19 protein-coding genes are annotated in these 21,486 nt (G+C 64.9%); 10 read left to right on the top strand and 9 right to left on the bottom strand.

Annotated elements, in window-relative coordinates; all coding sequences use genetic code 11:
- The first annotated feature begins 23 nt into the window (after positions 1 to 23).
- From RIdsm_RS24150 to RIdsm_RS24140, 3 genes are all read left to right on the top strand, one after another.
- The gene (locus tag RIdsm_RS24150) at positions 24 to 245 is read left to right on the top strand and encodes a putative signal transducing protein (RefSeq protein WP_057812736.1); all 222 of its coding nucleotides are present in this window, start codon (positions 24 to 26) and stop codon (positions 243 to 245) included.
- A complete protein-coding gene (locus RIdsm_RS24145; protein ID WP_057812737.1) occupies positions 232 to 1,005 on the top strand; it encodes a tRNA1(Val) (adenine(37)-N6)-methyltransferase in 774 nt (257 codons plus the stop codon). Before RIdsm_RS24150 ends, RIdsm_RS24145 begins: the two co-directional genes overlap by 14 nt.
- A gap of 120 nt (positions 1,006 to 1,125) precedes the next feature.
- Positions 1,126 to 1,296 carry a YdcH family protein gene (locus tag RIdsm_RS24140; protein WP_064504602.1) on the top strand — a complete coding sequence of 57 codons (171 nt, stop codon included), beginning with the start codon at positions 1,126 to 1,128 and terminating at the stop codon, positions 1,294 to 1,296.
- A gap of 203 nt (positions 1,297 to 1,499) precedes the next feature.
- Here the strand turns inward: RIdsm_RS24140 and phbB are convergent, their stop codons facing one another.
- The 4 genes from phbB to RIdsm_RS24120 form a co-directional block, all read right to left on the bottom strand.
- A complete protein-coding gene (gene phbB / locus RIdsm_RS24135; protein WP_057812739.1) occupies positions 1,500 to 2,222 on the bottom strand; it encodes an acetoacetyl-CoA reductase in 723 nt (240 codons plus the stop codon).
- A gap of 69 nt (positions 2,223 to 2,291) precedes the next feature.
- Entirely contained in the window at positions 2,292 to 3,122 is an 831-nt protein-coding gene (locus tag RIdsm_RS24130) for a patatin-like phospholipase family protein (RefSeq protein WP_057812741.1), read from the bottom strand.
- Positions 3,123 to 3,158: 36 nt separating this feature from the next.
- Positions 3,159 to 4,334, bottom strand: a complete 1,176-nt coding sequence (locus RIdsm_RS24125; RefSeq protein WP_057812744.1) for an acetyl-CoA C-acetyltransferase — start codon at positions 4,332 to 4,334, stop codon at positions 3,159 to 3,161.
- A gap of 152 nt (positions 4,335 to 4,486) precedes the next feature.
- The gene (locus tag RIdsm_RS24120; protein WP_057812746.1) at positions 4,487 to 5,326 is read right to left on the bottom strand and encodes an EAL domain-containing protein; all 840 of its coding nucleotides are present in this window, start codon (positions 5,324 to 5,326) and stop codon (positions 4,487 to 4,489) included.
- Positions 5,327 to 5,437: 111 nt separating this feature from the next.
- Between RIdsm_RS24120 and RIdsm_RS24115 the strand changes: the two genes are divergently transcribed.
- Positions 5,438 to 6,007, top strand: coding sequence for a DNA-3-methyladenine glycosylase I (locus RIdsm_RS24115; RefSeq protein WP_057812747.1), 570 nt, complete (start codon positions 5,438 to 5,440; stop codon positions 6,005 to 6,007).
- 110 nt (positions 6,008 to 6,117) lie between these two features.
- Here the strand turns inward: RIdsm_RS24115 and RIdsm_RS24110 are convergent, their stop codons facing one another.
- The 3 genes from RIdsm_RS24110 to RIdsm_RS24100 are packed head-to-tail and all read right to left on the bottom strand — an operon-like array spanning position 6,118 to position 8,015.
- On the bottom strand, positions 6,118 to 6,600 hold the full coding sequence (locus RIdsm_RS24110; protein WP_057812749.1) for a VOC family protein: 483 nt from the start codon (positions 6,598 to 6,600) through the stop codon (positions 6,118 to 6,120).
- A gap of 12 nt (positions 6,601 to 6,612) precedes the next feature.
- The gene (locus RIdsm_RS24105) at positions 6,613 to 7,284 is read right to left on the bottom strand and encodes a glutathione S-transferase family protein (protein WP_057812751.1); all 672 of its coding nucleotides are present in this window, start codon (positions 7,282 to 7,284) and stop codon (positions 6,613 to 6,615) included.
- A complete protein-coding gene (locus RIdsm_RS24100) occupies positions 7,281 to 8,015 on the bottom strand; it encodes a DUF1428 domain-containing protein (RefSeq protein ID WP_057812753.1) in 735 nt (244 codons plus the stop codon). Before RIdsm_RS24100 ends, RIdsm_RS24105 begins: the two co-directional genes overlap by 4 nt.
- Before the next feature lie 99 nt (positions 8,016 to 8,114).
- Between RIdsm_RS24100 and RIdsm_RS24095 the strand changes: the two genes are divergently transcribed.
- The 3 genes from RIdsm_RS24095 (at position 8,115) to rlmN (ending at position 11,594) form a co-directional block, all read left to right on the top strand.
- A complete protein-coding gene (locus RIdsm_RS24095) occupies positions 8,115 to 8,774 on the top strand; it encodes a winged helix-turn-helix transcriptional regulator (RefSeq protein WP_057812754.1) in 660 nt (219 codons plus the stop codon).
- A gap of 251 nt (positions 8,775 to 9,025) precedes the next feature.
- Positions 9,026 to 10,303: a DEAD/DEAH box helicase gene (locus RIdsm_RS24090; RefSeq protein WP_057812755.1), complete on the top strand. Its 1,278-nt coding sequence runs from the start codon at positions 9,026 to 9,028 to the stop codon at positions 10,301 to 10,303.
- A gap of 109 nt (positions 10,304 to 10,412) precedes the next feature.
- Positions 10,413 to 11,594 carry a dual-specificity RNA methyltransferase RlmN gene (gene rlmN, locus RIdsm_RS24085; RefSeq protein ID WP_057812757.1) on the top strand — a complete coding sequence of 394 codons (1,182 nt, stop codon included), beginning with the start codon at positions 10,413 to 10,415 and terminating at the stop codon, positions 11,592 to 11,594.
- 172 nt (positions 11,595 to 11,766) lie between these two features.
- Here the strand turns inward: rlmN and RIdsm_RS24080 are convergent, their stop codons facing one another.
- A complete protein-coding gene (locus RIdsm_RS24080; protein WP_420865418.1) occupies positions 11,767 to 14,196 on the bottom strand; it encodes a hypothetical protein in 2,430 nt (809 codons plus the stop codon).
- Positions 14,197 to 14,351: 155 nt separating this feature from the next.
- On the opposite strand from RIdsm_RS24080, the gene RIdsm_RS24075 reads away from it, so the two are divergent.
- Positions 14,352 to 15,020 carry a thiamine diphosphokinase gene (locus RIdsm_RS24075; RefSeq protein WP_338049634.1) on the top strand — a complete coding sequence of 223 codons (669 nt, stop codon included), beginning with the start codon at positions 14,352 to 14,354 and terminating at the stop codon, positions 15,018 to 15,020.
- A gap of 94 nt (positions 15,021 to 15,114) precedes the next feature.
- On the opposite strand, the gene katG is transcribed toward RIdsm_RS24075, so the two are convergent.
- Positions 15,115 to 17,289, bottom strand: coding sequence for a catalase/peroxidase HPI (gene katG, locus RIdsm_RS24070; protein WP_201455547.1), 2,175 nt, complete (start codon positions 17,287 to 17,289; stop codon positions 15,115 to 15,117).
- A 232-nt stretch (positions 17,290 to 17,521) separates the two neighbouring features.
- Between katG and RIdsm_RS24065 the strand changes: the two genes are divergently transcribed.
- Entirely contained in the window at positions 17,522 to 18,451 is a 930-nt protein-coding gene (locus RIdsm_RS24065) for a hydrogen peroxide-inducible genes activator (protein WP_057812766.1), read from the top strand.
- 236 nt (positions 18,452 to 18,687) lie between these two features.
- Entirely contained in the window at positions 18,688 to 21,306 is a 2,619-nt protein-coding gene (locus tag RIdsm_RS30805) for a Hint domain-containing protein (protein ID WP_057812768.1), read from the top strand.
- Positions 21,307 to 21,486 lie beyond the last annotated feature (180 nt).

Raw genomic sequence — 21,486 nt, 5'->3', positions numbered from 1 at the left:
CCCCATCGCCTTATCTGTTGCCCATGAAACAGCTTTTGCGCACCAACGACCCGGCCTCGATCGCATTCGCCAAGGCGCTGCTTCAGGGCGAGGGTATAAACTGCTTTGAAATGGACGTAAATATGAGCGTTCTCGAAGGTTCGATCGGCATATTCCCGCGCCGCATAATGGTGGCCGATGCCGATTATTACGACGCTGCGCGAACACTGACCGATAACGGGATCGAGGTGGATGCCGGCGACTGACTCCGTTTCGGAGGATATCACGACCGACGAGTTCCTCGGCGGTCAGCTGCGCATTCGCCAGCCCCGGCGCGGCTATCGGGCAGGTATCGACCCGGTGATGCTGGCGGCCGGGGTTCCGGCCAGGCCCGGGGATAGCGTGCTCGATCTTGGCTGTGGTGTCGGTGTGGCGGCCTTGTGCCTTGGCCGGCGTGTGCCGGATCTCAGGCTTGCAGGGCTGGAGCTGCAGCCCGCCTATGCCGATCTCGCCCGCCGCAACGGCGCCGAGAACGCACTGGATTTCGAGGTGATCGAGGGCGATCTTTCTGACCTGCCCCAAACCCTGCGCGAGCGGCGCTTTGACCACGTCATCGCGAACCCGCCCTATTTCGACCGCACCGCCAGCACCAGGGCATCCGAGCCCGGCCGCGAGACCGCGATGGGCGAGAATACGCCGCTAACCACGTGGGTCAAACAGGCTGCGCGGCGATGTGTCCCGGGGGGATATGTCAGCCTGATCCACCGCGCCGACCGGCTGCCCGAGCTTCTGTCGGAGGCATCCCGCCACCTTGGCAGTATCGAGGTTCTGCCGCTGATCCCCCGCAAGGGCCGCGATGCGCGGCTTGTGCTTGTCAGGGCCCGGAAGGGCGGGCGCGCGGCATTTCGCCTGCACGATGGCTGGGTCATGCACGAGGGGGAGGCGCACCCAGGCGACCGGGAAAACTATACGACGGCGACCGCCTGCATTCTGCGTCTTGGCGAGGCGCTGCCGTTTCCCGGATGATTTAATTAGCATTTGAATCGCATAGTTTCGCTCATGCTGCGCGTGCAGCGTGACAGATTTATGAATCTGTGATGCACTGTATGGGTGCAAAATGTACGTCAAAAACGAGAGGAGACGCCAATGAGCTTGGGTTCACATGTCGAGGAACTGAAGAAGAAACATCAAAACCTCTCCGAGAAAGTCGAAGAAGCACAGCGCTCACCGGGCACGTCGGACTTCGAAATCTCCGAACTCAAGAAACAGAAACTGCGCCTCAAGGAAGAGATCGCACGCCTGTCAATCAGCGCCTGAACACGCGCTCCATGCCGTGAATAACCGAGGTGATGACAGCCGTCATGGCGTGAATTCACGGGCTTGATCGACCAGATGCCAGTTGCGTACCGTCGCGACCCGCAGGCGTTTTGTGCGCCACAAAACCTCACGAAACACCACCACGTCACGGAAAAGGGCCGGTCGGATCGACCGGCCCTGTCGTTGTGTCGTCGGCGATGGGTTCAGCCGAAGAACTGCGCCCCGTTGGCCGAAATCGTCGAGCCGTTGATGAACTGGGCGTCGTCGGACGCCAGGAACACGACGCAGCGGGCAATTTCTTCCGGCTCGCCAAGGCGGCCCGCCGGGATCTGGGCGATGATCGATTCCCGCACCTTTTCCGGCACGGCCATCACCATCTCGGTGGCGATGTAGCCCGGGCAGACGGCGTTGGCCGTGATCCCGGCGCGGGCGCCTTCCTGGGCAAGGCTGCGGACGATGCCGATGTCGCCGGCCTTGGTTGCGGCATAGTTGACCTGGGCGAACTGACCCTTCTGGCCGTTGACCGAGCTGATCACGATGACGCGGCCGAACTTGCGCTCGCGCATGCCGGGCCAGACCGGGTGAACCGTGTTGAACACGCCGGTCAGGTTGGTGTCGACCACCTCCTGCCACTGTTCCGGGCTCATCTTGTGAAAGGGCGCATCGCGGGTGATGCCGGCATTGGCGACAACGATGTCGATCGGGCCAAGCTCCTCCTCGACCTTGGCGATGCCGGCCTTGCTGGCTTCGTAGTCGGCCACGTTCCACTTGTAGGTCTTGATGCCGGTGGCGTCGGTAAAGGCGGCGGCTTTCTCGTCATTGCCTGCGTAGGTGGCTGCGACGTTGTAGCCTTCGGCCTTCAGCGCCTTCGAGATCGCTTCACCGATACCCCGGCTGCCGCCGGTCACGAGTGCAGTTCTTGCCATGTGATTCCTCCAATACATTACGTGGCTTAGTAATGGTGTTACCGATCCGGGGCCGGTTACGCAACATTGTTACCCTCGTAAAATCCTCTTCGCATCGGCCTCTCCCAAGGCCCATGTTTCCTGCAGCTTGGCAGGGTCGGTAAAGTCGATCTTGTCGGCCGGCGTTTCTTCGCTCGGATGGATGTAATAGCGGGTGTCGGCCTCGGGCAGGCGCTTGTAGGCGCGCGTCAGCAGGATCAGCGTCTCGCCCTCGTCGGGCTCGGGCATCGGGGCCTGATCCGCCATGCCGCCATCGACGACCGGGCGGCCATCCCAATGCGGCGGCTTGAAGACCGGCGGGATGACGGCGGCGGCACAGACGAGATCGTCGAGCACTTTTTCGCGGGCGGCCTTGTTGGCATCGACCAGCGAATAGTCGAGCCCCATCTTCTCGGCCCAATCGAAATGCGGGGCGTTCTTGATGTGCAACTCGGCCTCGTAGGCCACGGTCATCGCCGCCCCGGACAGGGCGGGCGGCAGCGGGTCGGGCGGGTGAGCGATGAGGATCTGGAATTGCGGGCCATCGGCGATTCTGGCCTGCAACGCGTCGTCCAGCACTTCTGAAACAATCGCGCAGTAGAGGGTCTGGTGCGGGGTCACGCCGCTGTCGTCGTCCTCGAACAGGTTCAGGTTGCTGTCCTGCTCCTCGAACCGGGCGCACATGACCTGAAGCAAACGGTCCTCGATGCCGCCAAGCCAGGCCGCGCCGGCGAGCGCCCCGCCGGAGACACCGGTGATCCGCTCCGGTTTGTAATGCCGGGTCTTTTCGAGTTCCTGCATGAACCCGCCCTGCCAGAAACACCTCAGCCCTCCGCCGGAAAAGACGATCTGCTTGGGGTTATCGGGCAGAATCTGGCGCATAAAAAAAGGCGGGGCCGAAGCCCCGCCATTTTTGATTTACGGGCGTTCGACGCACATGGCGACGCCCATGCCGCCGCCGATGCACAGCGTGGCCAGGCCTTTCTTGGCGTCGCGGCGCTTCATCTCGAACAGCAGGGTGTTGAGCACACGGCAGCCTGACGCGCCGATCGGGTGGCCGATGGCGATGGCGCCGCCGTTCACGTTCACGATCGAGGGGTCCCAGCCCATGTCCTTGTTCACGGCACAGGCCTGGGCGGCGAAGGCTTCGTTGGCTTCGACGAGGTCGAGGTCGTCGACGCTCCAGCCAGCCTTCTCCAGTGCCTTGCGGCTGGCGCTGATCGGGCCGACGCCCATGATCGACGGGTCGAGCCCGGCGGTGGCGTAGGAGGCGATGCGCGCGAGCGGCTCGATGCCGCGTTTCTCGGCGTCATCGGCGCTCATCAGCAGCACGGCGGCGGCGCCGTCGTTGATGCCAGAGGCGTTGGCCGCGGTCACCGAGCCATCCTGTGCGAAGGCGGGGCGAAGCTTCTGCATGGCGTCGATGGTGGCGCCGTGGCGGATGTATTCATCCTTGTCGACCACGGTTTCGCCCTTGCGGGTCTTGACGGTGAAGGGCGTGATCTCGTCCTGGAACTTGCCGGCGTTCTGGGCGGCTTCGGCCTTGTTCTGCGAGGCGACGGCGAATTCGTCCTGCATCTCGCGGGTGATCTGCCACTGGTTGGCGACGTTCTCGGCGGTCTGGCCCATGTGGTAGCCGTTGAAGGCATCCCACAGGCCGTCGCGGATCATCGTGTCGATGTATTTCATGTCGCCCATCTTGTGACCGGCGCGCAGGTGGGCGGCGTGGGGCGAGAGGGTCATGTTTTCCTGGCCGCCGGCGGCGACGATGCTGGCATCGCCAAGCTGGATGTGCTGGGCGCCCAGCGCCACGGCGCGCAGGCCCGAGCCGCAGACCTGGTTGATGCCCCAGGCGGCGCTTTCGATCGGCAGGCCGGCGTTGACATGCGCCTGGCGGGCCGGGTTCTGGCCCTGGGCGGCGGTCAACACCTGGCCGAGGATGGTTTCGGACACTTCACCCTTGTCGATGCCTGCGCGCTCGACGATGGCTTCGAGGACGGCAGCGCCGAGATCATGGGCCGGGGTGTTGGCAAAAGCGCCGCTGAACGAGCCGACGGCGGTGCGTGCCGCGGATGCGATAACTACGTTGGTCATGTCTTCCTCCACCAGGTGACTGCGTGACCGGAGGCGCACCGGCGCCCGCCATGGGTGCCTGCCCGGAATCCCCCGTCTTTGCTGGCGTGATACCCCATGGTCCGAGAACCGGCAACGGTTCGATTGTCACAGGTGAGGGAGGGCGCCGGATTTCAGGCGCTGGCGCTTTCCCAGGCGGTCGTGTCCCAAGGGGGGCGGACGGTGGGGGCGCCGAAGAAATAGCCCTGCAGACAATCCATGCCGATGCGCTGGAGATAGTGCGCGTCTTCTGCGGTTTCGACGCTTTCGGCGATGCAGATCATGTCGAACTGTTCGGCGATCGACAGCATGGCATTGGTCAGAACCTGGTTGTCGGGGTCGTGGGCGACGCCGCGGATGAACTGGCCGTCGATCTTGAGGATGTCGAAATAGAAGCTCTTGAGATAGCGGAACGAGGTATAGCCGGACCCGAAATCGTCGAGCGCGAAGCTGACGCCTTCGGATTGCAGGTCGGTCATGAAGCTGACCACCAACTCGGGCACGAGCATGGCGGAGCTTTCGGTGATCTCGAGGATCAGCCGTTCGCCTGCCGTCGGGTCGCCCCGCAGGCCACGGCGCAGGATCTCGTTCCAGCGGGGATAGCCGATCGAGCGGGCCGACATGTTGATGGCGAGCCGCAGGTCGGGATAGTCGTGCATCGCCTTCAGGCCCTGTTCCAGCGCGATGCAGTCGATGATGCGGCCGGTTTCGGTGGCTTCGATCTCGGCAATGAAGTCGCACGCGGGAATGATCCGGCCGGTGGTGTCCATCACCCGGATTAAGCCTTCGTAAAGAGCGGGCCGCGCCGGTGCGCCGGCGGGCACGATGGCCTGGTAGGCCAGCATCACGCGATCATTCTTCACCGCATCGGTTACCATTTCGATAAGCTGGCGATCCCGGCTGGTTACCGCGAAGTTCAGCGGATTGTCGTGCCCGGCCGGAATGTCGGCCCAGGTTTTCGCGTCGTACCCCATTTGCATACTCCTGATGTCACCCGCTTCACAGGGTGCGGCGCAGCCGCTAAGGAAGGCTTAAAGTGCGAATTTGATCGACCCTGTCGCAGGCCGGGTCGGGAAAGGGCCGAGATGGGCGACAGATGCGGCTGGGTGGGCGATGACCCGATCTACGAGGCCTACCATGACACCGAGTGGGGCGTGCCCGAATGGGACAGCCGCGCGCTGTGGGAAAAGCTCATTCTCGACGGGTTCCAGGCGGGGCTGAGCTGGATCACCATCCTGAAGAAGCGCGACAATTTTCGTGCGGCTTTTCAGGGGTTTGACCCCAATGTCATTGCCGGGTGGGGCGAGGCCGAGGTGCAGCGCTGCCTGGCCGATCCGGGGATCATCCGGCACCGGGGAAAGATCGAGGCGACCATCGGCAACGCCCGTGTCTGGAAGGAGATCGAGGCGGAGCAGGGGTTCGACAGGTACCTGTGGGGCCATGTCGGCGGCCGGCCCATCCAGAACCGCTTCGAAAGCCTTTCGGAGGTGCCGACGGAGACGGAAATTTCCCGTGCAATTTCGAAGGATTTGAAGAAAAGAGGCTTCAAGTTCTGCGGCCCGACGATCGTTTATGCCTTCATGGAGGCGGTGGGGATGGTGAACGATCATATCGTCACCTGCCCCTGTCACGAGCCGGTCCGGAAGCTGGGCTGAGGGCCGGGATTCCAACGTCGGTATAACGTCGGTATTTTGTCGGTATTGCGTCGGTGCGGCGGGCGGTGCTCGTCCGGCCTTTCGGCCGGCCTCGCGGTGGGTCGGGGAGATCAGTTGCCGCGGCGGGCGGCCTCGATGGCGGCGACGTCGATCTTCTTCATCGGCATCATCGCCTCGAAGGCGCGCCTGCCTTCGTCTCCGCCAGCCGCGAGCGCGTCGGAGAGAATGCGCGGGGTGATCTGCCACGAGATCCCCCACTTGTCGCGGCACCAGCCGCATTGCGATTCCTGCCCGCCATTGCCGACGATGGCATTCCAGTAGCGGTCGGTTTCTTCCTGATCCTCTGTGGCGACCTGGAAGGAAAAGGCCTCGGAATGGGTGAACATGTCGCCGCCGTTGAGCCCGAGGCAGGGGATGCCCATCACCGTGAAGGTGACGGTGATGACATTGCCCTTCTTGCCGCCAGGGTAGTCGGAGGGTGCGCGGTTGACGCCGGTGACTTCGCTGTCGGGGAAGGTTGCGGCGTAGAAAGTCGCGGCCTCTTCGGCCTCTGTCGCATACCAGAGGCAGACCGTGTTCTTGGGGGTGGTCATTGCGTGATCTCCCTAGGCTGTTTCTGTTTCGCGGGCGGCATCGGCGGCGTCCCAGTGGGCCATGTGATCGCGCATGGCGCGCTCGAAGGCGGGGCGGGCGATGGCGCGGTCGAGATAGGCCGTGAGGGCAGGGTGGCCGCCGAGCTCGTCTTCGGAGGCGACCATGCGCAGGGTGTCGGCCATGACGATATCGGCGATGCTGAACGCGTCGGTGAGCCAGTCCTGCCCGGCGATCCGGGTTTCCATCTGGTCGAGCCGCATCATGAGGAAGGCGCGGGCGTGGGCGATGACCTCTTCCGCCGGCGGCGGGCCGAAGAAATCGGGGATGCGCTGGGCGAGGATCATCAGCAGCCAGTGCATCGCGACCGGTTCGAGCGTGTTGAGGGCGGCGAACATCCACTGTGTGATCTCGGAGCGCTTGTTGGCCGGGAAGAGCGCGGTGCCTTCGCCGAGGTGCATGAGGATCGCACCGGATTCGAAGAGCGTCTGCTCGCCGTCGCGGATCATGGGCACCTGGCCGAAGGGCTGCATGGCGACGTGTGCCTCGGTTTTGACCCCTCCCGGCACAGTGTCGACGGTGTAGGGGCGGCCCAGCTCCTCCAGCGCCCAGCGGACGCGAATGTCGCGTACCGCGCCGCGGGGGAAATCGGGGACCCAGTCGAGGGTGTAGAGTGTGAGTGTCATGCTGCCCTCGCCATGTCTGCGGAATCGAAGAGGGGTTCGAAGCCGGCCCACATCATGCGCATGCCGTCGAAGGGCATCCGGGACATGTCGAAATCGGCCATGTCGGCCTCCATCTGCTTGGCGGCGGCGTCACAGGTGGCGCGGTCGGGCCAGGCGACCCAGCTGAAGAGGGGCATTTCGCCGTCTTCGGCCTTGGTGGCGCGGTAGAAGTCGGTGAGCTTGCCGTGGGGGACGTAATCGCCCCAGTTCTCGATCATGCCGAGGGCGCCGAGCTTTTCGAACATCTGCCAGCCTTCGTCGGCCATCTCGGCATAGACCTGGCGGTTCTTTTCCGGGACGGCGAGGAGGAAGCCCTGGTAGTAGTCGGCACCGGAATGGGCGCCCCGTTCGTAGACCGGGGTGAAGCCGCCATAGATCATGCGGGTGCCGTCGAAGGGCATGTCGAACATCTTCTCCATCTCGGGGTCGGACATCATCTTTTCCCAGGCGGCATCGGAGGTCGGTTTGTCGGGCCATTCGATCCAGGAGAACACGATGGTCTCGTCCTCTTTCGCCTGCACCGCGCCGTAGAAGTCGGTGAGTTTGCCCCGGGGGACGTCGGCGCCCCAGGTCTCGATCATGCGGGTGGCGCCGTATTTCCGGAAAATCGTCCAGGCCTTGGCGGCATGGTCGCGGTACTTCTGCTTGTTCGCTGTGGGCACGGCGCAAACGGTGCCGGAGAAATAGGTCATGTCGCGGATCCTTTCGTCCTGCTGCGGGCCGGGCGAATCGGGGCCCGATGACCTAGCGTTGCACTTGCAGTAGTAAAAAACAACGGGTACTATTAAAACATGACTGAGCAGGCAAAATCCCCCCGCCTTCGCTATGACGAAGGCTGTCTGGCCGCCCATGCGCTGAACCTGATCGGGGATCGCTGGGCGCTGCTGGTGGTGCGCGAGCTGATGTTCGCGCCGAAGCGGTTCCAGATGATCCGGGCGGGGGTGCCGGGGATCACGCCGAGCGTGCTGACCGGGCGGCTTTCGCAGTTGGTCGAGGCCGGGGTGGTGGTGCATGACGAGCGGCTGGGGATCTACAGCCTGACGGATGCTGGCCGGGGCTTGTTGCCGGTGCTGGAGGCGCTGTGCCGCTGGGCGCTGATGGTGCCGGGGCATGACCCGATCCGGTTTATCAGCCCGTCGGCATTGATGATTTCCATGGGGGTGAACCTTTTGCCGGAGAAGGCCGAGGACGCGGTGGCCGGGTTCGATTTCGGCAGCGAGGCTTTCGAGATGCGGGTTGTGGGTGGTGAGGTGGTGACGACGCCGGTGGTGACGCCGGAGGCGCCCTTCGTGCTGTCGGGGAATGGCAACGGCATGGCGTCGGCGGTGTACGGGCGGTTGCCGCTGGCCGAACTGGTGGAGGCCGGGCGGGTCAGCGTGGCGGGCGATGCCGCCGCAGCGCAGCAATTCGTCGGCATGTTCGGGCTGCGGCGCGAGGCGCCCGCGACGTAACAGCTTGACATTCGAGGTCTTTGCCCCCATGTGGGCACTGTTCGCTGCGCAGCCGCGTGAGCTTGCCGTGCCCTTTTACCTGGGCCATCAGCGACACCCAAACCTCTAGGTCCCCATCACGCAGGGTTCTTGACGCAACGGCCGGATGGCACGGGAGACGCCCGACCATTCCGAGGCCTGCGCAAACCCTCTATGGCCGCGTTGCGGCCTGACGCAAAGGCCGCAGGGACGCGGCCCAAGAAGGATACCCTTTGCAAGATTTTTCCGAATTCGGCCTGTCGCCGAACATCACCGCCGCGCTGTCGCGTGCCGGTATCGACAAACCGACCCCGATCCAGACCAAGGCAATTCCGCCGGCGCTGGAAGGGCATGACATCATGGGGCTGGCGCAGACCGGCACCGGCAAGACGCTGGCCTTTGGCGTGCCGCTGGTGGAACATCTGCTGTCGAACCCCGGCAAGCCGTTGCCGAAGACGGTGAAGGCGCTGGTTCTGGCGCCGACGCGCGAGCTGGTGAACCAGATCGCCGACAACCTGCGGCCTTTGACCGAGGGCACCAAGCTGCGGGTCTTTACCGTGGTTGGCGGGCAGTCGATCAACAAGCAGATCGCGGCGCTGGGCCGGGGGACGGATATTCTGGTCGCCACGCCGGGCCGGCTGATCGACCTGATGGATCGCGGTTCGGTCGACCTGAGCCAGGCGAAGTCGCTGGTGCTGGACGAGGCCGACCAGATGCTCGACATGGGCTTCATCCACGCGCTCAGGAAGATCGCGCCGAAGCTGGGCACGCCGCGCCACACGATGCTGTTCTCGGCCACCATGCCGAAGCAGATGGAGGAGCTGTCGCGCGCCTATCTGACCAATCCGGTCAAGGTGCAGGTGGCGCCTCCGGGCAAGGCCGCCGACAAGATCACCCAGTCGGTGCATTTCCTCGAGAAGACCGAGAAGCCGGGCAAGCTGCGCGAGATCCTGACGGCGAGCGACGATGCGCTGACGCTGGTGTTCGCGCGCACCAAGCACGGCGCCGAGAAGCTGATGAAGGGGCTGGTGCGTGACGGGTACAACGCCGCCTCGATCCACGGCAACAAGAGCCAGGGCCAGCGGGACCGCGCCATCAAGGCGTTCCGCGAGGGCGATATCACCGTGCTGGTGGCGACGGATGTCGCGGCGCGGGGGATCGATATTCCCGATGTGGGCTATGTCATCAACTATGACCTGCCCGAGGTGCCCGACAATTACGTGCACCGCATCGGGCGGACGGCGCGGGCCGGCCGGGATGGCGAGGCAATCGCGCTGTGCGCGCCCGAGGATGCCGACCTGCTGCACCAGATCCAGCGCCTGATGAAGATCGAGGTGCCGGTGGCCAGCGGCGAATGCCCGACGCCCGTTCCCGGCGGGCGCGGACCGCGCGGCAAGGGGAGCGGCAATGCCCGCCGTCGCGGGCAGGGGGGCGGAAACGCCGCCAACGCCAACGGCGCGGGCGCCGCGCCCAAGCGCAACCGGCGCCGCCGGCGGCGCAAGGCGGCCTGATAAACAAGGGCTGCGCCACGTGTGGCGCGGCCCTCGAAACCCGGAAATCTTTTGGAATCGGCGTGCAAATCCTATATGGACACGCATCTGACAACAGGACGCCAGAGCCATGACCGACAGTGCCCCGATCACCCAGGACGTGATGACCATCCCCCGGAAGCTTCCCGAGGGGCCGGTGAATATCGTCGGGCTGACCCGTGACGGCCTGCGCGAGGCGCTGATTGCCAACGGCACGCCCGAGAAGCAGGCCAAGATGCGGGTCAACCAGATCTGGCAGTGGGTCTACTGGTGGGGCGTGCGCGATTTCGAGGCGATGACGAACCTGTCGAAGGCGTATCGCGCGCAGTTGGCCGAGAAATTCGTCATCGAGATTCCCGAGATGGTGAGCAAGCAGGTCAGCGCCGATGGCACGCGCAAGTACCTGGCCCGCATCGCCGGGGGGCATGAGGTCGAGGTGGTGTATATTCCCGAGACCGACCGGGGGACGCTGTGCATTTCGAGCCAGGTGGGCTGTACGCTGACCTGTTCGTTCTGCCACACCGGCACGCAGAAGCTGGTGCGGAACCTGACCGCCGGAGAGATCGTGGGCCAGGTGATGATGGCGCGCGACGACCTGGGCGAGTGGCCCAAGCCCGGCGAGGGGGCGGGCGAGAAGCCGCGCCTTCTGTCGAATATCGTGCTGATGGGGATGGGCGAGCCGCTTTACAATTTCGACAACGTCCGCGACGCGATGAAGATCGCCATGGATGGCGAGGGGATCTCCCTTTCCCGTCGGCGGATCACGTTGTCGACCAGTGGCGTCGTGCCGGAAATCGCCAAGACGGCCGAGGAGATCGGCTGCATGCTGGCGGTGAGCTTCCACGCCACCACCGACGAGGTGCGCGACAAGCTGGTGCCGATCAACAAGAAGTGGAACATCGCCACCCTGCTGGAGGCGCTGAAGGCCTATCCGAAGGCGTCGAACTCCGAGCGGATCACCTTTGAGTACGTGATGCTGAAGGATGTGAACGACAGCGACGAGGATGCGCGGCGGCTGGTGCAGCTGATCAAGGGCATCCCGGCGAAGATCAACCTGATCCCGTTCAACGAGTGGCCCGGCGCCCCGCACCAACGGAGCGACTGGGAGCGGATCGAGCGGTTCGCCGATATCGTCTACAAGGCGGGGTACGCGAGCCCGATCCGGACGCCGCGGGGCGAGGATATCATGGCGGCCTGCGGGCAGCTGAAGTCGGCGACCGAGCGGCAGAGGAAATCGCGCAAGGCGATCGAGGCCGAGGCGGGGATGGGCTGACGCTTTCGTCGCGGCGGGGGCGGAATTTTTCGAAAATTCCGGGTAAGAAAATGCGTATTTTCTTACCCGTTTTCTTTGCAGAAAACGGGGCCGACAGATAGGGCATCCCATTATTGCAAAAGAAAAAACCCGGCGGTTTCGCCGGGTTTTTTGTGCTCTGCCAGGTTCGGGCTTACCCCGCGTGGCGGGCCTGGCCGCGGAATTCGGTCTGTTCGGTGACCGAGAAGCGGCCACCCTTGACTTTCTGCAGCTTGCCCTGCCGCAGCAGGTGGCCGAAGGAGCGCAGGCCGTCTTCGCGCGAGAAGGACTCGTGCTCGACTTCTTTCAGCTTGCCCATCAGCATCGGGCGCGAGAATTGCTGGCGCCCTTCCACGTCGGCCATGTAGGCGGCCGCGGCTTCCAGAAGCTCGGGCAGGGTGGTTGCGCCGATCTGTTCGGCGAACTCGCCGAACCCGCCTTCTTCCACCGGGGTGGAGCCGGCGGTGCCGGACAGCTGGGCCGAGACGCGGCGCGGGCGGACCGGCTCGCGGGAGGTGTCGACGCGCTGTTCGGCGACCAGCTTGAGCGGCGCCTGGCGCTGGTCGGCACCGGGGCGGCGCGAGCGCGGGGCGTCGTCGGCCGGGGCCGAGGCGCGGTGGCGGCGCGGGCGGACCACGCTGGCGAGATCCGAGCGGTAGGCCTCTTCGTCGGTTTCCTGTTCCAGCGTGCTGCCGGCGTTCTTTTCCGCCTTGGTGGCGGCGACGGCGGCGCGCAGGTGCTGGATGGCGTTGCGGCGCTTGTTCGAGTCGGGCGCGTCGAAATGCGTGTCGGCCGTGTCGAAGAGGCGCGAGGCGTCCGACTCGGTGTCGGCCACCTGAAGGCGGGCGGCGCGGGGCGACGGGTGCATCTCGTCGGTGTCGTCGAGCGCTGCGTCGTCCGGCTCGGCCTCGGGTTCGGGATCGGGCTGGTGCGCGGCGGCGGCCGGCGCTTCGATCTCGTCCTCGTAGGCCATTTCGGGCTCTTCCGCGGCGTCTTCTGCGACTGGCTCGTCGTCCTGCTCGTCTTCGAGGGTGGCGACGGGCTCTTCGGCCGGCTCTTCGACAGGGGCCGCGATGGGCGCGCCCTGTTCCATTTCGGCCTCGACCTCGGCCAGCTCGCGCTGAAGCTCGGCTTCGTCCTCGGGGCTCAGATAGGTGTCGCTGTCGTCGGCGGCAGCGGCGGCGTCATGAGCCTGCGGCTGTGTTTCTGCCTCTGCCTCGTCCTCGGTGTCGAAATCCTCTTCGATCTGGCCCGAGGCGATCGCGGCTTCGAACTCGCTGCGCTTCATCTTCAGGACACGGGCGCGGAGCGGACGCTCGGCTTCGCCGGTGACCTGATCCTTGCCGGTGAGCACGAGCGGTTCGGCCTCGGCGGATTCGAGTTGTTCCTCGGCCACGGTTTCCGGTTCAGCTTGCGGCTGGGGCTCGGCACCCGACGGCATGGCGTCGGCCAGAAGCTGGGCCAGCGTGTCGTCGGCCAGCTCGTCGTCGAAATCGTCTTCGTCGGTTTCGGTGTGGATCGCGTGCGGGGCTTCGGCCGGCTCGTCGGCGGTGGCCTCTTCCTCGGCGTCGTCGGCATCGTCCTGGGCGAGGCGTGCCGTCAGGTCGGCGAAGGGGTCGTTTTCCTCGATCTCGTCCTCGACGGTGGCCGTGGCGGCGTCATCCTCGGCGAGGGTGGCGTCGAGCTCTGCGGCGGTGCGCTGCAGGAAATCCTGGGCGTGCTCGTCTTCGGAATAGTCGTCGGTGGCGTAGCCGTCCGACGAATGCGCGACGACCGAGCGGATGCGGCGCAGGCGGGCGGCGACGCTGTCGGCTGCGGGTTCGGGGGCCGGGGTGACGAGCACTTCCTCGACGTCGTCCTCGGCATAATCCTCGTCATAGCCGGCGGTCAGGTCTTCGTCTTCTTCGTCATAGGTGACTTCGGCGAAGGCGTCGGTGTCTTCGTCGTCATACTCCCCGGAATCGTCTTCGGCGGTCAGGCCTTCGAAGGCCTCGTGGAAGGCGGCATCGTCCTCGTCTTCCTCGATGGTGGCCTCTTCGGCGATCACCGTTTCTTCCTCGACGACGATCTCTTCCTCGGCGATCACCGGGTCTTCGGCGGCCGGGGCGGTGGCCACCAGCGGCTGTTGTTCGAAGGCGGGGGATTCGGCGAGGGGGGCCGGTTCGGCTGCTTCGGCGGCCTCGGCCTCGTCCTCGGTATGTTCGTGGATGGCGGTCTTGAGCGCCTCGGTCTCTTCCTCGACGCTGGCCAGTGCGGCGGCGGCGGCGATCTGTTTGGGTTCCGGCTTCGGCGCGGGCTGGGGCTCGGCCTGGGCGGCTGCGTTGGCGGCTTCGGAGGCGCGCAGCACGATCCGGCCCTCGTTTTCGTGCGCCTCGACGCGGCGGGCGATCTCGCGCTCGGCGATCCGGGCCAGCATCTCGGCATCAGGTGTGGGCGGTTCGGCCCCGAAATATCGATCGTCCGCCGCAAGATCGCGGAAGTACTCGGCAATGGCCTTCATGGTGTCAAAGGAGTCGTCGAACCCTTCAAGCGTGCATGAAAAGGTGCCGTATGAAACTGTCAGAATTTTACTTGTACTTACCATAATAACGCTCGCATTGGACTGCCTGCAGCCACAGTGTTTACCATCTCCCCCGAGACCAAAGCGGTTCGATTCTTGGAGTATTACCGTATCATTTAGTGGTTAGAATGTGTTCTATTTCTTATTCGGGGTACAATCCGCGGAGTCTTGCTTTGATTGTGCATGTTAATGAACCAGTAACGCTGATTGGCGGCGCGGCCGTCACCAAGGCGCGCATAAATCGGGCAGTCGCGCTGGCGCCCGGGGTGGTCGCGGCCGATGGTGGTGCCGATGCGGCGCTGGATCACGGGGTGACACCCGATGCCGTGATCGGCGATTTCGATTCGATTTCGCCGGAGGCGCTGGATTCGATTCCCGGCGACAGGCTGCACCGGATCGAGGAGCAGGAGAGCACCGATTTCGACAAGTGCCTGCGCAGCATCCGTGCGCCGCTGGTGATCGGGATCGGGTTTTCGGGCGACCGGCTGGACCATGCGCTGGCGGCCTACAACACGCTTGTCCGGATGCCGGGGCGGCGCTGTATCCTGCTGGGGGCCGAGGAACTGGTGTTTCTTGCGCCGCCATCGCTGTCGCTCGACCTTGAGGCGGGCACGCGGGTGTCGTTGTTTCCGATGGGGGCGGTCGAGGGGGTGTCGGACGGGCTGGAATGGCCGATCAACGGGCTGAACTTTTCGCCAGACGGGCGGGTGGGTACGTCGAACGCCGCCACGGGCACGGTGCACATGTCGGTCACGGCGCCCAAGATGCTTGTGATCCTGCCGGAGCATACGCTGGAAGCGGTGGTGCGGGCGTTGTTGACGACGACGGGGCTTTGGCCGGGCGAGTAGGGGCGCGGGCCGCGCGGCTTGCCTGCCCGGGATGAAAAAGCGCGGTCGGGTTGCCCCGGCCGCGCCTTCCTGTTTCCGATGATCCGACGCGGGATCAGGCGATATCGAACCGGTCGGCGTTCATCACCTTGACCCATGCGGCGACGAAGTCCTTCACGAACTTCTCGTCGTTGTCGTCCTGGGCGTAGACCTCTGCGTAGGAGCGCAGGATCGAGTTGGAGCCGAAGACGAGATCGACGCGGCTTGCCGTCCAGAGCACTTCGTCTGTCTTGCGGTTGCGGATTTCGTAGGGTTTGCCCTCGACCGGGACCCACTTGTTGCCCATGTCGGTCAGGTTGACGAAGAAATCCGTGGTCAGTGCGCCTTCGCGGTGGGTGAGGACGCCGTGCTTGGTGCCGCCGTGGTTGGTGCCCATGACCCGCATGCCGCCGATGAGGACGGTCATTTCGGGCGCGGTGATGCCCATGAGCTGCGAGCGGTCGAGCAGCATTTCCTCGGGGCTGACGACATAGTCGGCCTTGAGCCAGTTGCGGTAGCCGTCGGCGAGGGGTTCGAGCACGTCGAAGCTGTCGTGGTCGGTCATCTCGTCGGTGGCGTCGCCCCGGCCCGGTGCGAAGGGCACCGAGATGTCGTGACCTGCCGCCTTGGCCGCCTGTTCGACACCCACGTTACCGGCCAGCACGATCGTGTCGGCGAGCGATGCGCCGTATTTGGACGCGATCGGTTCCAGCACGCTGAGGACGCGCGACAGGCGCTCGGGCTCGTTGCCGACCCAGTCTTTCTGGGGCGCCAGACGGATGCGCGCGCCGTTGGCACCGCCCCGCATATCGGAGCCGCGGTAGGTGCGGGCACTGTCCCAGGCGGTGGCGACCAGCTCGGCGAGGGGCAGACCGCTGTTGGCGATCTCGCGCTTGACGGCGCCGATGTCGTAGTTGGTCGGGCCGGCGGGGATCGGATCCTGCCAGATCAGGTCTTCTGCCGGCACGTCGGGGCCCACGTAGCGGGCCTTGGGGCCCATGTCGCGGTGGGTCAGCTTGAACCATGCCCGGGCGAAGGTGTCGCGCAGGTATTCCGGATCGGCCATGAACTTCTCGCAGATGGCGCGATAGGTCGGGTCCATCTTCATGGCCATGTCGGCATCGGTCATGATCGGGTTGTGCCGGATCGAGGGGTCGGTCGCGTCGACCGGCTTGTCCTCTTCGGCGATCTCGACCGGTTCCCACTGGTTGGCGCCGGCGGGCGATTTCGCAAGCTGCCATTCATGGTTGAAGAGCATCTTCAGGTAGCCGTCGTCGAACTTGGTGGGTTCGGTCGTCCAGGCCCCCTCGATGCCCGAGGTGATGGCCTTGTTGGCCGAGCCGCCGAGGTTGGGGTTGAGCCAGCCGAAGCCCTGCGATTCGACATCCGCGCCTTCCGGCTCGGCGCCGAGGGTCGCGGCATCGCCTGCGCCGTGGCATTTGCCGACGGTGTGGCCGCCCACGGTCAGGGCCGCGGTTTCCTCGTCGTTCATTGCCATGCGGGCGAAGGTTTCGCGGATCTGCTCCCCGGTCTTGAGCGGGTCGGGGTTGCCGTTGACGCCTTCGGGGTTCACGTAGATCAGGCCCATCTGCACGGCCGCGAGCGGGTTCTGCATGGTGTCGGGCTTGCCGACATCTTCGTAGCGCTCGTCGGACGGGGCCAGCCATTCACGCTCGGCGCCCCAGTAGGTGTCTTTCTCGGGGGCCCAGATGTCTTCGCGGCCGAAGGCGAAGCCGAAGGTCTTCAGACCCATGGTTTCATAGGCCATGGTGCCGGCGAGAATGATCAGGTCGGCCCAGGAGACCTTGTTGCCGTATTTCTTCTTGATGGGCCACAGCAGGCGGCGGGCCTTGTCGAGGTTGCCGTTGTCGGGCCAGGAGTTCAGCGGGGCAAAGCGCAGGTTGCCGGCGCCGCCGCCGCCACGGCCATCGGCCAGGCGGTAGGAGCCCGCCGAGTGCCAAGCCATGCGGATCATCAGGCCGCCATAGTGGCCCCAGTCGGCCGGCCACCATTCCTGGCTGTCGGTCATCAGGTCGGCCACGTCCTTGCGGAGGGCTTCGACGTCGAGCTTCTTGAGCTCTTCGCGGTAGTCGAAGTCGGGGCCCATCGGGTTCGACTTGGCATCGTGCTGGTGCAGGATGTCGAAGTTCAGGGAGCTGGGCCACCAATCCGTGACGGTTTCACCGGAGTGGGTCATCCCACCGTGCATGACCGGGCATTTCCCGGCATTTTTCATGTCATTTCCATCCATAGCTCTCTCCATTGGTGGCTTTGTCGTCCGGAACCGGGGCAAGGCCCGGCCCGGGAATGATTTGGTCTGTCGGGTTCGGGATATAACAGGGGGATCATGTCGTGGCGTTGACAGCCGGCAGGGTTTTGCCGGGGCCTGTTAATTTCCTCCCCTCCAGATTCTGGAATCGTTCTAACAAATAAGATTGATTGATTTAAGTTGAATTTTCGGATTGTAGCGATAATTTTTTATTATGGCGAACATCACCCTGAGACAGTTGAAATATTTCGAGGCGCTGGCCGAGCATGGCCATTTCGGGCGCGCGGCGGAAGCCTGCGCAGTGTCGCAGCCGGCGCTGTCGGTGCAGATTCGCGATCTGGAGGAAGATATCGGGGCGCAGCTCTTCGAGCGGGGGGCCAGGCAAGTCAGGCTGACGGCCTTGGGCGAGCGGTTCGCGACAAGGGTGCAGGACATCCTGCGGTCGGTGGACGAGCTGGAGGACCTGGCGCGGGCGACGGGCGACAACCTGATCGGGCGGCTTAGGATCGGGGTGATTCCGACGATTGCGCCTTATTTGCTGCCAAGAGTGATCCGGGCGCTGTCGGAGACGCATCGGGGGATCGACCTGCATGTGCGCGAGACACTGACGGACCGTCTTATCAGGGAGTTGCTGGACGGGCGGCTGGATACGGCCATCGTGGCGCTGCCGATTTCCGAGCCGGGGCTGGAGGAGGTGGCGCTGTTCGACGAAAGCTTCATGCTGGTGCGCCCCGGTGACGAGGCGGGCCAGCCGGTGCCGAGGGCGGAGGACCTGGCACGGATGCGCCTGCTGCTGCTGGAGGAAGGGCATTGCTTTCGCGACCAGGCGCTTGCGTTCTGCAATATTCGCCCCGCCGTACCCGGTGACGGACTGGACGGCTCGTCACTGTCGACTCTGGTGCAGATGGTGGGCTCGGGCATCGGGGTGACGCTGATACCGGAAATGGCGGTGCCGGTGGAGACGCGGTCGGCCGATGTTTCGGTGGCCCGGTTCGGTCAGCCGGAGCCGTCGCGGACGGTGGGAATGATCTGGCGGAAGACCAGCCCGCTGGCGCCGCAATTGCGGCAGGTGGCCGAGGTGGTGCGCCGGGCCGGAGAAGACCAGAAAAAGGCACAGGCCGATCTGGACCATAGTTTCTCCTAGATTGATCCACAATCTTCCCCAAATTCGAAACTAATTGTCTCAGCATCAGAAGAAGACCGGGTGGCCCGCAGATGGCTGACCGGACGAGGCAGGGGCAGGCCGAGAGCTCCCCGGACTTTTGAAATTTAGTGCGCGCGGACGCGATCCGTTGCGTTTTTTCCAGGCGGGCCGAGGCCCGCTGACCCGATGCCGGGATGCCGGCACCGGGGTGGCGCAGAAGTGTTTGAGGGGTAGCCATGACCGTTTACGTGGTCACGACGGACAATTGGAACAGCAACGCCTTCTGGTCGGGGGTCAGCGAGGGATCAGGCGGGCACGGGCTGGATTTCTCGGCGTTGCCCGAGGAATACACGGTCGAGACCGACGCCGATACGGGCGTTATCACGATCAGCGACGGCTCGAACACCTACACGGTGGGCGAATCCGGGGTCGGTGGGACCGATGCGAACCTGGGCTACGGGACGCAGCTTGATTATTTCACCATGTCCTATGGCAGTGACGGCGGTGATACGCTGGAGGGCACCGGCCGTGGCGATGTCATGGATGGCGACGATGGCGACGACACGATCGATGGCGGTGCCGGGAGTGACACGATCGACGGCGGTGGCGGCGGCGACAGCCTGATCGGCGGCGACGGCGATGACCGGATCAGCGGCGGGGTGACCGCCGAGGACACCGAGCTGTTCCTCGACTGGAGCGCCGCGGGCAACGACCAGGCGGATCTCAGCGGCGGTTTCACGCAGGATACCGGCGGGATCGAGGTGGCGGTCAGCTATGTCGACGAGGGCAATAGCAACAGCTTCCACATCGAGGCGACGACCGGGCAGTATGTCGGGTCGGGCGAGCCGTTCGACGCCAACTCCGCGGCGGAAATCCGGGGCGGCGACAGCGTGGGCGACACCGGGACGCTGAAGATGGATTTCTCGGCGGTCCAGGGGTCGGGCTTCGAGGACGAGGTGACCGATGTCAGCTTCCGGATCAACGATGTCGATCAGGCCGGTGGCAGCGGCTGGGAAGACGGGATCACCATTCGCGCCTATGACGAGAACGGCAACGAGCTAGACGTGACCGTCACCTACCAGGGGGCGACGGAAACGGGCACGACGCCCTTTGTCGATGGCGATGGGTCGCATACCTCGGGCGACGCGAGCGGCTCGATGCTGGTCGAGATCGAGGGGCCGGTGAGCCATGTCGAGGTCGATTATGATCAGCTGGGCACGACCAGCCAGGTGATCTGGGTCAGCGATGTGCATTTCACCGCGCAGGGCCGGACCGACGGCGACGACACGATCGAGGGCGGGGACGGGAACGACTATCTCGTCGGCAACCTCGGGTCGGACGTGATCAATGGCGGGGCGGGCGACGACACGATTCTTGGGGGCGACGACACGCTGGGCGGTGGCACGTCGGAGATCAAGATCGCCAATAGCAGTTTCGAGCAGACCGCGCATGCCGATGGCAAGTGGTCGAATGGCACGCCCGGCTGGGACACGAGCGGGTCTGAGGTGGGGGATTTCAACCCCACGTCGAGCCAGGCCGACGAGAGCGAGATCGAGGGGCAGAACGTCGCGTTCCTCGGTGCCGGGGGCGACACGCTGAGCCAGACGCTGTCGCAGGAATACACCGCCGGCGAGACCTACGAGTTCGAGGTCGACCTGGGCGATGCCACCTATTCCGGGTCGGTGGATTACACGGTCAACATCTATGCCGGCTCGACCCTGATCGGGACGACCAGCGGCTCGACGGGGGATATCGACGGGCTGAAGACCGTCTCGGTCAGCAGCGAGGGTTTCTCCGATGCCAGCCTGAACGGCGAGCCGATCACCATCGAGGTGGTCAACGATGGCGGCCGCGACCTGCTGGTGGACAATGTCAGCGGCACGGTCACGGGCAACGGCGCCGTGACGGACAACGACACGAGCGGTGACATTCTTGATGGCGGCGCCGGGTCGGACTTTGTCGACGGTGGCGCCGGGAACGACACGATCACGGTCGACCAGGGCGACACGGTCGTTGGCGGGGACGGCGACGACCGCTTCACGCTGGTCGACGACGACACCACCGGCACGGGCAACGATTCCATCTCGATCGTCGGCGGCGAGGGCGAGGAGAAGGGCGGCGATACGCTGGTCCTGACCTCGGACGTGAGCCGTGACGACATCACCTTCACCAACAAGGAGGACGAGAACGGCGGGCTGTCGGGCCACTTCAAGATGAAGGACGGCACCTATGTGGAGTTCTCGGAGATCGAGAACATCATCTGTTTCACGCCGGGCACGATGATCCTGACCGAGGTGGGCGAGCGCCCGATCGAGAGCCTGCAGCCGGGCGACCGGGTGGTGACGCGCGACAGCGGGCTGCAGCCGATCCGGTGGATCGGCAAGCGGACGGTGCCCGGGCGGGGCCGGTTCGCCCCGGTCTGGGTGGCGCCCAGCGTGATGGACGGCTCGCGCACCGGGCTGCTGGTGTCGCCGCAGCACCGGATCCTGTTCACGGGCTACCAGTCGCAGCTTCTGTTCGGGCAGGACGAGGTTCTGGTCTCGGCCAAGCACCTGGTCGACGACGTCGACGTGCGGGTGAAGGAGATGGCGGAGGTCACCTATATCCACCTGATGTTCGACCATCACGAGGTGATCTATGCGGAAGGCATCGCGACGGAAAGCTTCCATGCCGGCGATGTCGGCCTGAGCGCGATCTGCGAGGAGGCGCGGGAAGAGCTGTTCGACCTGTTCCCGGAACTGCGGACGGCCCCGCAGCATGCAGGGGACACGGCGCGGCATTGCCTGAAACAGTACGAGGCGCGGTTGCTGCAGGATTATGGCAGCCGGCAGCGGGACCGGGTGGGGGTGGTGTAACCCCCTCCTTTGTGACGAGGGGCGCCGCGTGATGGCCAGACCGCGGGGTGGCGACCCGACGGGTGTGATGGGCAGTTTATGGGGCCGTGTCAGGACGACATTCGAGCGGGGTGCCTACGTCGGCCAATCGCCAGCCCGGGGGGCGGTCTGGCGATCGCGCGGCGCCACGCCTTTGGCGTG

Origin of the sequence: Roseovarius indicus, from assembly GCF_008728195.1 — a bacterium.
Lineage (GTDB): Bacteria > Pseudomonadota > Alphaproteobacteria > Rhodobacterales > Rhodobacteraceae > Roseovarius > Roseovarius indicus.
The sequence above is the reverse complement of the archived record's forward strand: the minus strand, read 5'-3'. Positions and strand labels throughout refer to the sequence as shown.

Coding starts and splice junctions, on each gene's coding strand:
- RIdsm_RS24150 (WP_057812736.1), top strand. CDS start 24: ATGAAACAGCTTTTGCGCACCAACGACCCGGCCTCGATCGCATTCGCC.
- RIdsm_RS24080 (WP_420865418.1), bottom strand. CDS start 14,196: ATGGTAAGTACAAGTAAAATTCTGACAGTTTCATACGGCACCTTTTCA.
- RIdsm_RS30805 (WP_057812768.1), top strand. CDS start 18,688: ATGACCGTTTACGTGGTCACGACGGACAATTGGAACAGCAACGCCTTC.
- RIdsm_RS24120 (WP_057812746.1), bottom strand. CDS start 5,326: ATGGGGTACGACGCGAAAACCTGGGCCGACATTCCGGCCGGGCACGAC.
- RIdsm_RS24100 (WP_057812753.1), bottom strand. CDS start 8,015: ATGACCTATTTCTCCGGCACCGTTTGCGCCGTGCCCACAGCGAACAAG.
- katG (WP_201455547.1), bottom strand. CDS start 17,289: ATGGATGGAAATGACATGAAAAATGCCGGGAAATGCCCGGTCATGCAC.
- phbB (WP_057812739.1), bottom strand. CDS start 2,222: ATGGCAAGAACTGCACTCGTGACCGGCGGCAGCCGGGGTATCGGTGAA.
- RIdsm_RS24105 (WP_057812751.1), bottom strand. CDS start 7,284: ATGACACTCACACTCTACACCCTCGACTGGGTCCCCGATTTCCCCCGC.
- RIdsm_RS24145 (WP_057812737.1), top strand. CDS start 232: ATGCCGGCGACTGACTCCGTTTCGGAGGATATCACGACCGACGAGTTC.
- RIdsm_RS24115 (WP_057812747.1), top strand. CDS start 5,438: ATGGGCGACAGATGCGGCTGGGTGGGCGATGACCCGATCTACGAGGCC.
- RIdsm_RS24125 (WP_057812744.1), bottom strand. CDS start 4,334: ATGACCAACGTAGTTATCGCATCCGCGGCACGCACCGCCGTCGGCTCG.
- RIdsm_RS24140 (WP_064504602.1), top strand. CDS start 1,126: ATGAGCTTGGGTTCACATGTCGAGGAACTGAAGAAGAAACATCAAAAC.
- rlmN (WP_057812757.1), top strand. CDS start 10,413: ATGACCGACAGTGCCCCGATCACCCAGGACGTGATGACCATCCCCCGG.
- RIdsm_RS24095 (WP_057812754.1), top strand. CDS start 8,115: ATGACTGAGCAGGCAAAATCCCCCCGCCTTCGCTATGACGAAGGCTGT.
- RIdsm_RS24065 (WP_057812766.1), top strand. CDS start 17,522: ATGGCGAACATCACCCTGAGACAGTTGAAATATTTCGAGGCGCTGGCC.
- RIdsm_RS24130 (WP_057812741.1), bottom strand. CDS start 3,122: ATGCGCCAGATTCTGCCCGATAACCCCAAGCAGATCGTCTTTTCCGGC.
- RIdsm_RS24110 (WP_057812749.1), bottom strand. CDS start 6,600: ATGACCACCCCCAAGAACACGGTCTGCCTCTGGTATGCGACAGAGGCC.